10 protein-coding genes are annotated in these 13,446 nt (G+C 69.1%); 1 reads left to right on the top strand and 9 read right to left on the bottom strand.

The genetic code is table 11. The features are described from left to right. Positions 1-3: 3 nt before the first annotated feature. From ehuB to AB0I81_RS25805, 3 genes are all read right to left on the bottom strand, one after another. Positions 4-936 (bottom strand): ectoine/hydroxyectoine ABC transporter substrate-binding protein EhuB, encoded by a 933-nt coding sequence (gene ehuB, locus AB0I81_RS25815; RefSeq protein WP_360661117.1) that lies wholly within the window; start codon positions 934-936, stop codon positions 4-6. Between the two features lie 445 nt (positions 937-1,381). Next, on the bottom strand, positions 1,382-2,722 hold the full coding sequence (locus tag AB0I81_RS25810; RefSeq protein ID WP_360661115.1) for an aspartate aminotransferase family protein: 1,341 nt from the start codon (positions 2,720-2,722) through the stop codon (positions 1,382-1,384). Between the two features lie 240 nt (positions 2,723-2,962). Beyond that, entirely contained in the window at positions 2,963-3,760 is a 798-nt protein-coding gene (locus AB0I81_RS25805; protein WP_360661112.1) for a class I SAM-dependent methyltransferase, read from the bottom strand. A gap of 88 nt (positions 3,761-3,848) precedes the next feature. Here AB0I81_RS25805 and AB0I81_RS25800 point away from each other — a divergent pair, with 88 nt between their 5' ends. After that, positions 3,849-4,586, top strand: a complete 738-nt coding sequence (locus AB0I81_RS25800) for a glyoxalase (RefSeq protein WP_360661109.1) — start codon at positions 3,849-3,851, stop codon at positions 4,584-4,586. 70 nt (positions 4,587-4,656) lie between these two features. On the opposite strand, the gene AB0I81_RS25795 is transcribed toward AB0I81_RS25800, so the two are convergent. The 6 genes from AB0I81_RS25795 to AB0I81_RS25770 all read right to left on the bottom strand — a co-directional run bounded on the left by AB0I81_RS25795 (position 4,657) and on the right by AB0I81_RS25770 (position 13,297). Beyond that, on the bottom strand, positions 4,657-5,322 hold the full coding sequence (locus AB0I81_RS25795) for a DUF3159 domain-containing protein (RefSeq protein ID WP_360661107.1): 666 nt from the start codon (positions 5,320-5,322) through the stop codon (positions 4,657-4,659). Positions 5,323-5,423: 101 nt separating this feature from the next. Continuing rightward, on the bottom strand, positions 5,424-9,128 hold the full coding sequence (locus AB0I81_RS25790) for a hypothetical protein (protein ID WP_360661105.1): 3,705 nt from the start codon (positions 9,126-9,128) through the stop codon (positions 5,424-5,426). A gap of 71 nt (positions 9,129-9,199) precedes the next feature. After that, the gene (locus AB0I81_RS25785; protein ID WP_360661102.1) at positions 9,200-10,195 is read right to left on the bottom strand and encodes a hydroxyacid dehydrogenase; all 996 of its coding nucleotides are present in this window, start codon (positions 10,193-10,195) and stop codon (positions 9,200-9,202) included. Between the two features lie 11 nt (positions 10,196-10,206). After that, positions 10,207-11,106 carry a carbohydrate ABC transporter permease gene (locus AB0I81_RS25780; RefSeq protein WP_360661100.1) on the bottom strand — a complete coding sequence of 300 codons (900 nt, stop codon included), beginning with the start codon at positions 11,104-11,106 and terminating at the stop codon, positions 10,207-10,209. After that, positions 11,103-12,017, bottom strand: a complete 915-nt coding sequence (locus AB0I81_RS25775; RefSeq protein WP_360661098.1) for a sugar ABC transporter permease — start codon at positions 12,015-12,017, stop codon at positions 11,103-11,105. Before AB0I81_RS25775 ends, AB0I81_RS25780 begins: the two co-directional genes overlap by 4 nt. A 5-nt stretch (positions 12,018-12,022) precedes the next feature. Further along, entirely contained in the window at positions 12,023-13,297 is a 1,275-nt protein-coding gene (locus AB0I81_RS25770) for an extracellular solute-binding protein (RefSeq protein ID WP_360661095.1), read from the bottom strand. Between the last annotated feature and the right edge of the window lie 149 nt (positions 13,298-13,446).

Below are 13,446 nucleotides of genomic sequence, written 5' to 3'. Positions count from 1 at the left end.
GCGTCAGGAGGCCGGACAGAGCTGCTGCACGGTCAGCTCGGCGGCCTTGTCCACCTCGGTCGCGGTGAACCCGAACTTCTCGATGAGCGGCAGCACGCCCTTGGCCGCCTGCAGCTTCTTCAGCTCGGCGTTGAAGGCCTCCACCAGCGCGGTGTCCTCCTTGCGGAAGCCGAACCCGCCGGCGCCGAGTTGCTCCTTGCCGTCCACGACCGGCACGAACGACTCGGTCACCTCCAGCGACTCGCTGGCGTACTGGCTCTGGAGCGTCCAGCGCAGCGAGACGGCGGTCAGCGAGATGGCGTCCACCCGCTTGGCGAGGATGCCCTTGAAGGCGGCGTTCTGGTTGGGGAAGACCTGGATCTGGCCGCCGGGGACGTCGTTGCTCTCCGCGTAGCCCTTCTCCACCGCGCCTTCGAGCACGCCGATCTTCGCGCCGCTCTTCACGACGTCCTCGAAGCTCGCGATCTTCTTGGGGTTTCCCTTGGGCACCAGGAACGCGCTGGCGGCGGCGTAGTCGGGGTTGGAGAAGGAGATCTGTGAGCACCGCTCGGGGATGATGAACATGCCCGCGGCGATGAAGTCGTACTGCTTGGACTGCAGACCCGGGATCAGAGAGCCGAAGGAGTCGACGATCTGCATCTCCATGGTGTCCACGCCGAGCGCCTTGAGGATCACACGGGCGACCTCGGGGGCCTCGCCGGTCAGCTCGCCACTCTTGTCGCGGAACCCGTACGGCTGCTCGTTGGCCACACCGACCTTGATCGTGCCTGTCTGCTTGGCCCTGGCCAGCGAGTCCGCGGCGGTTGTGGCGCCGGTGGCGCCGCCGTTGTCAACGCGGCTGCAGGCGGTGAGGAGGGCGGGGCCACCGACGAGCGCTGCAGCAGTCAGTCCTGAGCTTCTGAAGAAATCCCGACGTGTCCAGCGGTGGGCGGTCACGCATTGCTCCCGTTCGTGCTGTTCTCGTTACTATGCCAATTCGAGCGGATCTTGCAGGCGCGACGCGTCCCTTCCGCTCGAAGATGTTCCTCGGACCGGCGAGAGGTGTCCCGCCATCCTGGCCATCGAACCTAGCGGACGGAGAAGTATGCCCAGTTCAGCCCACATGCGACCGGGATGTTTGAAGGTGCGGGTGAGCCGGGTAGGGCTGTGTGCTTGTCCGTTTCAAGGGCCCGTTGCGACAAGATCCCGCCTGGCATCCCTGCGATGCCCCCGTTTGAACAGGCGAAACCGGGACCATCCACCCCTCACGGGAAAGCTTTCTGAACGGTCATGAAAAGGTCACGGGACGGTAACGCCCCTAAGTTGGCGTGCCCGCTTTTACGAAAAATCTTGTGACACGGATTACGTGATATCGATGCCATCCCGTGACCTGCGGAAATCTTCAGGCGGACCGGGCGGCGTAGGTGAGCGCTTCGTCAAGAATGTCGGCGCCGCGGGCCAGCTCGTCCTCGCTCGCGGTCAGCGGCGGCGCGATCCGGAACGTGCCCCCCATCCCGGGCAACTGCACGATGTTCATGTGCAGGCCCAGCTCGAAGCAGCGCCGGGTGACGGCCGCGCCGAGCCGGTCCGCGCCACCGGCGCCCAGCACCTGGTCACCGACCAGTTCCATGCCCAGCAGCAGCCCCCGGCCGCGTACGTCCCCGACGATGTCGTGACGGGCGGCGAGCTCGTCGAGCCGGCCGCGCAACATCGCGCCGAGCCCGCGCGCCCGCTCGTCGAGCCGGTCGCGGACCAGGACGTCGAGCACGGTGTTGCCGACGGCGGCCGGCAGCGGGTCGTTGACATGGGTGGTGAAGAACAGGAAGCCCCGGTCGTGCGCCCGCTGCTCGATCTCCGCGCTGGTCAGCACGGCGGCCAGCGGCAGCCCCGCGCCGAGCGTCTTGGACAGCGTGAGGATGTCCGGGACGACCTCGTCGTGCTGGAAGGCGTACCAGTCGCCGGTGCGGCACAGCCCGGTCTGGGCCTCGTCGATGATCAGCAACATATCGCGTTCCCGGCACTTCTCCGCCAGGGCGGCCAGGTAACCCGGCGGCGGCTCGATGACCCCGCCCGAGCTGAGGATGGGCTCGACCAGGCACGCGGCGAGGCTGCCGACCGACTGGGCGTCGATCAGCTCGAAGCCCAGGTCGAGCTGGCGGCGCCAGTCGAGCCGGCCCTGGGCGTCCACGATGCCGGGATGGAAACGGTCGGGCACCGGCAGCGCGAAGTTGCCCGGCGCGGCGGGCCCGTAGCCCTTGCGTCCCGCGCTGTAGGTGGCGTTCGCGGCGGCCAGGGTCATGCCGTGCCAGGACCGGGCGAACGACACGATCTCATGGCGGCCGGTGACGAGCTTCGCCATCCGCACCGCGGCCTCGTTCGCCTCCGCACCCGTGGTCAGGAGCAGCACCTTGTCCAGCGGCGCCTTGTCCAGCGGCGCCTTGTCCAGCGGCGCCTTGTCCAGCGGTGCCGGCAGGGTGCCGGCGAGCCGGCGGGCGAGCTCGGTGACCGGGCGGCTGAGCATGCCGCTGTGCAGGTGGTCGAGCAGGCCGATCTGCTCGCGGACGGTCGCGACGATCTCCGGGTGGGAGTGCCCGAGTATCGCGCTCATCTGGCCGGAGGTGAAGTCCAGCAGCTCGCGGCCGCTCTCGGTGAACACCGACGTGCCCGCGGCGCGGGCGATGACCTCGGGCGAGAACGGGGCATGGCCGCTGTAGCGGATGAGATGACGCGTTTCTGAGTCCATGTGACCGACGTTAAGGAGCACCGCTGTGCGCGTCCATCGCACAGTTTCGACGTCACCACCACCGATTACTGGGGTGCGGACCTGGAGATCATCCCGCTGGGCAGCGACCCGATCGTGCCGGTGCCGCCGCGCGATCACCGGCTCGCCGCGCGTACGACGGGTGAACCTCACGGCCGCTCGACCATCCCGAGATCCCGGGCCTGTCCACGCGCGGGCCCCGCTTCCCGGACGGGCCCTTGCTCAGCGGCTGACGGGCGTCCCCCAGACGATCGTGGCGGTGGTGCGCACGACGAGTTCACCGCCGGCGTCCTGATGCTCGGCGACCACCCGTTCGACCTCCGCCCGGAACTCGGCGGCGTCCCGCGGCGGCATCAGCGCGCGGGCAAGAGAAGCGGTGGAGTGGAAACGCTCGACGTAATGCCCGACCGCCTGGCGGAAGGCGACGGGCGCGGTCTCGTGCCGCCCCCGGACCTCCAGCAGCCCGAGCCGGCTCAGCTCGTCCGGCAGCGAGAACGCGGGATCGTAGTCCGGGTCCCGGGAGTAGCGGACGATCACCTCGATCAGCGCGTCGCGCCACTCCACCCGGTCGCTCTGCTCGACGATGGCCAGGACCGCGCCGGGCGCCAGGAGCCCTGCGACCCGGGCCAGGGTCGGCTCCCAGTCCATCCAGTGCAGGCTCGCACCGGCCGTGACCAGCTCGTACGGGCCCGTCACGGTCATGGTCTCGGCCGCCTCGATGTGCCAGCTCAGGTTCGGCCGGTCACCGCCGGGGCGCGATCGGCCCACCGCCGCCATCGCGGGCGAGATCTCCACGGCGTCCACGTGATCGACCCGTTCGGCCAGGGGGCGGGCCAGCGACCCCTCCCCCGCTCCCAGGTCCAGCACCCGGCGCGGCCCGCCGCCGCTCGTGAGGGATTCGAGCACGTCGAACGCCTCGGCCGGGTAGGGCGGCCGGTGCACGTAGGCGGCGGCCACATCCGGGTCCTGGAACGACGCCGCGAGCTGCGGTTTCCTGCCGGACGGCTCATTCGGTCCCATGGGGTTGTGCCTATCCCCGTGGAACGATCCATATGCGAGCTCCGCCGATGGGTGCGACCCTCTTCGCACGACCAGAGAGGTGGATGCCGTGAGTGAGCCCATGGTTCGGCCGAACGAGACGATGGTGCCGTTGATGCCGTGCACGTCGATGGAGGAGACCCTGGCGTTCTACGAGTCGCTGGGGTTCGTCGCGACCTACAAGCAGAGCAGGCCCTATGTGTACGTGGTGCTGCAGTGGAGCGAGATCCAGCTGCACTTCGGCCCCGCCCCGAAGGGCCTTGACCCGGCCATGGAGGAGTCCGGCGGCTGCATGATCATGGTGGACGCGGTGGCGCCGTACCACGCGGCACTGGTCGCGGCGATGCGCCGGTCCTACGGGAAGGTGCTGAGCACCGGCCTGCCCCGGATCACCCGTTACCGGCCGGGCGCGTCCCGGTTCACGCTGGTGGATCCGTCGGGCAACTCGATCATCTTCGTCCAGCGGGACGAGCCGGAGGAGCTGGAGTACGGCGGCTCGAAGAAGCTGGCGGGCCTGGCCAAGGCGCTCGACAACGCCCGGATCCTGCGCGAGTTCAAGAACGACGACCTGCAGGCCTATCGCGCGCTCAAGTCCGCGCTGCGCAGGCACGGCGCCGCCGCCCCGGTGGCCGAGCGGGCCATCGCCCTGTGTCACCTCATCGACCTGGCCCTGGTCCTCGAAGAGCCCAGCCGGCCGTGGCTCACCGAGCTGCGCGGCCTGGAGCTCACCGCCGCCGACCGGCAGCGCGTCGAGTCGGAGCTCGGGCATCTCGAAAGACTTCAGGAGTGGCTGCCCGCCGCCCCGTGAACCCCGCCGGTTCCCGCCATGGCCCTTCACCGGCCCGGCGAGGGCCACAGCGGCCGGACCAGCGTGGCGGTCACGAGGCCACGAGCCGCTTGGTGGAGCGGCGGAAGGCCCAGACGACCACCAGCAGGGCCAGCGCGAGCAGCGGCGTGCCCATCGCGATCTTGGCGAAGGCCAGCCAGCCGGTCGCGTCGGTGCCGTAGAGCCAGTACTGCACGACGAACCGCGAGGCGAACATCGCGGTCAGGGCGAGGGTGGCGACGTCGTGGCCGCGCAGCGCGGGCCGGTCGGCGCGCCAGTCGTGCTTGCCGCCGTGCAGCAGGTTCCACAGGCCGCCGGTCAGCGGGCGGCGGGCCAGGACCGAGGCGAGCGTGACGACGGCTCCGGCCAGGCTCGCCCAGATGCCGATCAGGAAGAATCCGCCCGCCGATCCGGTCCAGGCCGCGACGCCGCCGGCGACCAGGACGCCGAACAGCCCGCCGATGGTCTGGGTGAAGGGCTCCTTGCGCAGGAGCCGCAGTCCCATGATCACGAGCGCGACGGCTACGGCGATCCCGATCGCGACCGGCAGCCCGAAGACGGCGTTGGCCGCCACGAACGCCACGACCGGCACCGCGTTGTACACCAGCCCGGACACACCGCCCATCTGATCGAGCAGGGTCGCGGACGGGTCGGCAGGCCGGGAGGTGGTCTCAGGCGTCTGGGAGATGGTCTCGGTGGTGTGGCTGCGCTCACTCATGGTCTTCCGTCCCTTAGAGGTCAAGGCCATGCGATCCATTCCAGCCGCCACCGCGCCCATCTCCCAGTGGGACTGCGTCATGACGTGACCATGACGCAGTGTCACTTGATAGTGGGCCCCGGACGCTCCACCCCATCGGCGCCGATCGTCGTCACGCGGTACCGCGTGTCCTTACCGGCCGGCTCGGCATCGGTGTAGCTGAAGGTCAGCGCGTCGGACAACACTTTCTTCCAGCCGCCGCCGTCGGTCCGGTAGACGTTGAACCGCACGGCCGTGTCCGGCTTGCTCCAGTGCAGCGTCACCTTGTCCGCCGCCCGCTCGGCCCGGGCGTAGAGGGTTCCCTCGCGGTGTTGTTCGAGCCTGACGTCGCCGAACGTGGCGTCGGTCGCCGCCGCCACACCCGCGTGGACCGCCTCGGCGAACGGCGTGAACATCTCGCCGACGAACGTCCAGTGGTTGCCGTCCTTTCCGGCCCACGCCCGCACGATGTGCGAGTCGAAGTCGCGTACCAGCTTCAGATAGGGATATTCGGCGGCCGTGTAGCCGGTGATGCCCGCGTCGAGCGGGCTGCGCCTCTGGTCGTCCCAGTCGTGGAAGGAGTCGCGGGTACGGTTGCGCAGCACCAGCTTTCCGTCGGCGTCCGCGCCGAAGTAGATGTAGCGGGTGCTCTCCGACAGGTCGGAGCGCAACATCAGCCCGCTCATCGGCCCCGCATGCGAGTCGATCTTCGCGCTGATCGCGCCGCTGCCGATGAGCACCCGGTGCTTCAAGAGCATCGAGTCCTTGAGGGTGTCGCGCTCGTACAGGACGTGATCGTTGCCGTCGCCCAGTCCTCTGCCGTCGCCTCCCGCGATGGTGACCCGGCGTTCGTCGCCGCTGATCCGGCCCCGGGTGACCGCGCCGATCCTGCCGTCGCCCGAGGGCAGGCGGGCGGCCTGCGACTGCGCGCCGGAGCCGTGCCGGTTGACGGCGGTCACCGTATAGGAGTGGCCGCCCTTACCGGCCTTCCTGTCGGCGTAGGAGGTGCCGCGCACGCCGGAGGCGATCACCCTGCCGTCCCGCCGGATCGTGTAGGACTCGGCGCCGGCGGCGGCCTTCCAGGTCACCACGGCGTGGTCGTCGCCGGGCAGCGCCTGCGCGTAATCGACGTGGCCCGCGCCGAGCCGCTCCGCCGTGCCGTCCAGCTTCAGCACCATGGCGGTCTCGGGCGTCACCCGCACCCTGCCGGGACCGACCTGCCGCCCGGAGACCAGGTCGGTGGCCCGGCCCGGCACGTCCAGGTCGAAGGTCCGCTCGTTGCCGTGCTCCTGCCGGGTCGTGTTGACGGCGAACAGGTACCTCCCGTAGCGGGCGGTCAGGAAGTCGGAGTAGCCCGAGTACGGGGTGTCGGCCTCGAAGCCGTCCCTGACCACGGTGCCGATGCCCGGCTGGTGGGCGATCGGGGCGATCTCGCCGGCCAGCGCCTGGGGCAGGGTGGCGTCGCCGCGTGCCCGGTCCTCCATGAAGTCGGCGTCGATGTTGTCGATCCGCAGGTAGTGGTCCTGGTAGCCGAACCGGTTGGCGGTCGCGATCTGCACGATGTGGTCGTGGTCGCCGTTGAGCACGTGCAGCCGCCCGTTGCCGGCGACGCCGCGCTGCCGTTGGAAGAGCGAGCCGAAAATGCGGGTGTCGCCGTCGCGCATCGAGACGAACATGTTGTCGATGTCCACCCAGGCGAACCGCTCGTAGTCGGCCGGATCGACCGCCAGGGCCCTGAGCTGGTCGGGCGTGTAGTAGGCGAAGTCGGTCTGCGCGAGCACCTTGCCCGCCGCGACCCGCCCGAAGCGCGGATAACCGGCCCGGTCCCGGGTGACGTAGGCGTAGGTGCCGGCGAGCCAGAGGTCGTACTTGTTCTTGCCGGCGACCGCGCTCCAGTTGTTGAAGTACTGGTTGTCGGCGAGTTGCTGCTGCGCGAAACCAACCGCCTCGGCCGCGTAGCCCCAGTACGGAGCCCACTGCGCGCCCGAGAAGCGCTCGGCGTTGTCGGCCATGTATTTCTCCAGCGAGGCCCACAACAGTTGCACGCCGAAGCTGACCCGGGTCGCGTACGCCTCCTGGCCGGGGTAGTCGCCGTTGCGCTCGTCCACGACCTGCTCCAGCCGCATGACCCGGTTGCCGTTCGCGTCCACGCTCGTGTACCTGGTGAACCCGCGAGCGTGGATCATGCGCAGCGACAACTTCAGTATCTCCTCGTGCAGCGCCTCGTCGCCCTCATGGCCGAGGGTCTTGTAGACGTACTCGGGCGCGTAGTTGAGGGTGTCGCCGTAGTTGCCGACGTAGGTGTTCTCCCTGGACAGGCCCGCCTTGGTGATGCCGGTGTAGTGGCGGCCGTAGGGCAGGCGGCGCACCACGTTCCCGTCCGCGTCCAGCTTGGACCTCGCCAGGCCCTTGCCGATGACCCGCACGTAGTCGTCGGTGAAGCGGGCGTTCGCGTCGTGGTAGAAGAGCGAGTGGTAGACGTCCAGTTCGCCGCCGTCCGGGCCGGTCAGCACCTCCTCGCCGAGCCACGGCTCGGCTCCCAGGGCCTCCAGCAGGATGCGGTGGCTGCGCGCCTTGCCCTCGTAGAAGCGCGACCCGACGAGCCGCAGCCCCTCGTGCGCCTCCCACGCGCCCTCGTAGGTGTAGAGCACCTGGTTGGTGATGTAGGACTGGCGCGAGCGCGCGAAGTCGAAGTTGGCCTTCAGCACCCGCTCCCACGCCTCGCCCCGGTCCAGCGGGCCGCCGTCCCAGTCCACGTCCTTCAGCGACGTCTCCCCGTCCTGCGTGCCGGTCGTGAACGGCTCACGCAGGAACGCCTCGAACGCCCGCTCGCCGAGGATGCCCTCGTCCTTGATCAGGTTCTCCACGATGTACAGCGCCTCACCGAGCGCGCCGTAGTAGCCGCCCCAGTCGCCCTGGTGGCCGCCGCGCAGCAGCAGCCGGGTGTTGGCGTAGTAGTCCTTGACGTGGTTGTCGATGACCTTGAAGATCCGGTTCAGCGCCGCCCGCTTCGGCTCGGGGCCGTCCGCCGGCGACCAGTCCGCCAGCAGCGCGTGCGCGTAGAAGCGCAGCTCGTCCTGGTAGCGCACGATCGACAACTTCGCGGACGGGCCCGCGTCCACCCGCGAGGAGTAGGTGTTGAACAGGGCGACCTGGCCGGCCGTGTAGCCGTCGATCATCGCCTGCTTGTCCGCCTCGCTCGGGCCCGGCGCGGGTGTGGTGTCGGGGGCGAGGCCGCCCTGCGGCTCGCCCGAAACGTCCAGGTAGGCGCCGGTGTGGGTGTAGGCCCGGTAGTAGCCCCGGGAGTTCTCCGTCACCGGCTTGGCGAAGCTCGGCTCGTAGGTCCGCAGCGTGATCTCCACGACCCGCTGCCCCTGCGTGTGCCCCAGCGGCAACAGGATGGTCTTGTAGTAGAACCGGCCCGGCAGGCTGTTGCGGTAGCCGCTGTTGATGGCCTCGTAGTCACCGCCGCCGCGATAGCCGATCTGCTCGCCGTTGATGTAGGCGATCGTCCGGTACGCCGAGACGTCGCCGCCCCAGAACTTGACCGTGAGATAGTTCTGCGCCACCGGATCGACCTTCATGTCGAAGCGCAGCTCACCGCCCTTCACCTCGGGTGGCACGGTCGGATTGGCCACCCTCGCCCTCTCCCGTAACGCGCCGTCCACCACCGAGGTGAACGCGCCGGCCAGGTCGTGCGCCCGCTCGGAGGCCGGGTCGCCGAAGGCGATCGTGTCGACCGTGCCGCCGGACGCGGCGGCGGCTTCGGGCATCAGAAGGAACGGCATGAGCAGGGCCGCGACGCTCGCAGCCCGGATTCGTCGCCAAGACATCACTGGGTCTCACTCCAATAGGCAGGTCAGGCCGCGTTGTCGAGGTCCCGGTACTGGATGGGGTGCAGCAGCGGAAGCCCGGCCGCCAGGCGTTCGAGCTCGTCGGCGACCGCGGCGCCCATCCTGGCCAGCTCGTTGCCCTGGGAGCCGGCGATGTGCGGCGTGAGGAAGACGTTGGGCAACTCGAACAGCACCGAGTGGCCGGGCAGCGGTTCCGGGCTGGTGACGTCGAGGACGGCCGAGATGCGGCCGCTCTTGAGCTCGTCCACGAGCGCCCGGGTGTCGATCAGGGAGCCCTGCGCGGTATTGATCAGGACGGCGCCGTCGGGCAGCAGGGCCAGGCGGTCGCGGTCGAGCAGGTGGTGGGTCTCCGGGGTGGCGGGGGCATGCAGGCTGACGATGTCGCTGGTGGCCAGCAGCTCTTCGAGGCCCAGGCGGGGCACGGGCGCGGTGGTGGCGTACGGGTCGTACAGGCGGACCTCGAAGTCGTGCCGCGACAGGTGCGAGATCACCTGCCGGCCGATGCGGGAGGCCCCGACGACGCCGACGCGGCGGCCGTGGTTGCCGACGTCCGGCACCACCTCGGCCACCGTGAACGTGCGGTCGCCGCGATAGCGCTCACGCAGCCGGAAAGCCCCCTTTCCCGCCAGCAGGATCGCGCCGAGCGTGTATTCGGCCACCGGGACCGCGTTGGCCTCGGCGGCCGAGGCCACCGCGATGCCCCTGTCCCAGACCGCCTTGGTCACGTGCGCCTTGACGCTGCCCGCCGCGTGCAGGACCGCGCCCAGCCTGGGCGCGGAGCGCAGGAAGGCGTCGTCCAGCGGCGGGCAGCCCCACCCGGTGATCAGCACCTCCAGCTCCGGCAGCAGCGCGGCGACGCGCGGGTCGTCCAGGCGCTCGACGGCCAGGGCCACGTCGATGTCGGCGTGCCGCTCGATCCGGGCGCGGACGACGTCGGGGAAGAGTTGCGGGACGTACGCCCGGCGCATGGCGAGCAGGGCCTTCGGGCGACGATGAGTCACGGGAGATCTTTCTATTTGAGGCTGCCGAGCGTGATCCCCGAACGCCAGTAGCGCTGCATCGAGATCATCAGGGCGACCATGGGAATGAGGGAGATGATCGAGCCGACGACGACCAGGCCGGTGAGGTCGGTGGAGTTGTCCACCTTGACCTTCAGCCACGAGTACAGGCCCAGCATGACCGGCCACTTGTGCTGGTCGCGCAGGTAGACCAGCGGGCCGAAGAAGGAGTTCCATGAGCCGACGAAGCCGAGCAGGAAGATCGTCGCGGCGCCGGTGGACATGAGCCTGGCGCCCACGGTGAAGAAGATGCGGTACTCCCCCGCCCCGTCGATGCGGGCGGCTTCGAGGAGTTCGGGCGGGATGGCGCCTTCGGCGTAGACCTTGGCCAGGTAGACGGAGAAGGCGCTGAAGAAGCTGGGCAGGATGATCGCCCACGGCGTGTCGATCAGGCCGAGGTCGGTGTAGAGCAGGAAGGACGGGATCGTCAGCAGCGCGCCCGGCACCAGGAAGGAGCCGATGATGGCGCCCATCATGACGCCGCGCCCGCGGAAGCGGTACATCGCCAGGCCGTAGCCGCAGGCCACGCAGATCAGTGTCATGCCGGTGGTGCCGGCCAGGCCGTACAGGAGCGTGTTGCCCATCCAGGTCAGGAAGATGCCGTCCTGGTAGGTGAACAGGCCCCGCACGTTCTCCCACAACCGGAATTCGGCGAACCACAACCCGCCCGTAGTGTACAGGTCGGACTGGCTCTTGGTGGCCGCCACGACCAGCCACCAGACGGGGGCCACGGAGTAGACGGTGAAGGCGACCAGGCCCATGATGACGGCGACCTTGGTCCGGGACCTGTGCCGCCGGCCGGCCGGCGCGGCGGTGCTCTGCCCGGCGGGGCGCTTGGCGGTGATCGTGGTCATGAGGTCGGTGCCTTGTTCGTGAGGCGGTAGAAGACGGCCGAGGCCACGCCGACCACGAGGGCCAGGATGACGGACAGGGCGGCGGCGTAGTTGAAGTCGCCCTGCGCGAAGGCCCAGTCGTAGATGGCCATGATCGGGGTGAAGTCCCTGGTGATGGTCTCGGGCGCCATCGAGCGGAAGAGCATGGGGTCGCTGAAGATCTGCAGGGTGCCGATGATGCCGAGCACGGTGGTCAGCACCAGTGAGCGGCGGATCATCGGCACCTTGATCGACCAGGCGATGCGCGGCTCGGAAGCGCCGTCCACGCGGGCGCTCTCGAAGATCTCGCGCGGCACCGACTGCAGGTCGGCGTAGACGATGAGCATGTTGAAGCCGATCGCGCCCCACGCCATCAGGTTGCCGATCGACACCCAGATCAGCTCGCCACTGTAGAAGTCCGCGTCGATGCCGAACAGGGCGAAGAACGGGGTGAGCGGGCCGACGTCGGGGCTGTAGAGGTAGATCCAGATCAGCGTGGCCACGATCCCGGGAATCATGTACGGGATCAGCAGCGGTGTGCGGAACCGGGCGGCCATCCGCCGTGAGGCGGCGTCCAGGAGCAGCGCCATGACGATGCTCACGACCTGGATGAGCGGGAGGCTGATGGCCGCGAACAGGCCGACCCGGCCCATGCCGGCCCAGAACTTGACGTCGGCCAGGCCGCGCAGGAAGTTGTCCAGCCCGGCGTACTCGACCGTCTTGGGGCCGAAGCCGAGACCGGAGCCTTTCTGGGTGAACACGCTCTCCCGCAGCGCCAGCACGATCGGCACCACGCTGAACAGCACGAACCCGAGGAAGAACGGGAGGGTGAAGGAGACGCCCCGCAACGCGGCGGTGCGCCGCCACGCCCCGGGGCTCGCGGTGACTGCCATGACGCTCAGCCCCGCACGTTGATGTTCTTGGACTTCAGGTCATCGACGGTGAACTTCTGCAGGTGTTCGAGGGCCTGGCGGACGGTGATCTTCTTGGTGACGATCTTGGCCCACTGGTCCTGGAGCTCGGAGAAGACGCCCGTGTAGTTGGGGCCGACCACCCAGGGGTCCTTGCCCGCCTTCGTGGCCTTGAGTATCACTTCCCTGGCCTCGCCCCGGCGCTCGCCGAACAACTTCTCCGGCACCGCCGAGTCGACCCAGGCGGCGGGGTCGGGCACCGCGCCCGGCCAGGCGTACTGCTTGGTGTCCTGCTGGTAGGAGGCGTCGATGGCATCCTTGCTGGTCGTCATCCAGACGCCCGCCTCGACGGCCTCCTTCACGTTCGCGCAGCCCTTGGGCACCAGCAGCGCGCCGCCGTGGGCCGGGGTGACGAACTCGGCGCCGGCGAACTGGGGCAGGTCGATCGGCTGCCAGTCGCCCAGCGACTTCTTGTAGTTGAGCTCGTAGTTGCCGAGTTGCCAGGTCGAGGTCGGCAGGGAAACCATCCTGCCCGAGTCGAAGTAGCTGATCAGCGCGGGCCGGTCCTGATAGGTCTGGTTGGCCACCAGGTCGCCGTCAACCAGCCGCTGTACGACGTCGGCCGCCTTGAGCGACTCCGGCGACAGGAAGTTCACCTTCCAGCTCTCGCCCTCGATCGCGTACCAGGACCCGCCGGCCTGCTGGACCAGGTTGACCAGCGTCGAGGGGTCCTCGCCCGCGAGGTTCATCACGTAGACGCCGTGCTTCTTGAACTCCTTGCCCGCGGCGATCACGTCGTCCCAGGTCTTGGGCACCGCGATGCCGTGCTTGTCGTACACGGCCCGGTTGATCATCATGAACGACGGCGTGAAGCCGTTCGGCACGCCGAAGAACCGGTCCCCGGCCTTCGCGCCGGCGTAGGACGCCTCGTTGTACAGGCCCTTGGCGGTGTACGGCCGGAAGGTCTCGGTGATGTCGGTCAGCAGCCCCTCACCGGCCAGCCCCGGCACCTCGCCGAAGGCTTTCACCAGGCAGGGCACGTCCTGCCCGGCGGCGACCACGTTGCGCAGGTTGGCCGCGGTGCCGGGGTTGTCGGCCTGCTTGACCACCTTGAGCTTGACGCGGTCGTGGGTGGCGTTGAACTTGGCCACGACCGGGTCGAGGAACTTGTTCTCGTCCCACGACCACCAGGTGATGGTGACCGGTCCCGAGCTCTGGGCGGCGGGCTCCGGGGAGCCGCAGCCGGTCAGCACGGTGGCCATCGCAAGGCATGCGGAAAGGGCACTCACGTGGGTGCGGTTCAAGGCACCGCTCCTTCACGGATAGGGGGCGGCGATAGAAAGCGTTGTCTATGCAGAAGGTAGAACCCTGCTACCTGGAGGGCAAGGTTTCGGGCAGATTAATTTCGTCT

It is taken from the genome of Nonomuraea sp. NPDC050404, from assembly GCF_040655495.1.
In the GTDB taxonomy this organism is placed as follows: domain Bacteria; phylum Actinomycetota; class Actinomycetes; order Streptosporangiales; family Streptosporangiaceae; genus Nonomuraea.
Note: the sequence above shows the minus strand (reverse complement) of the source record. Positions and strands in the feature narration are given on the sequence as shown.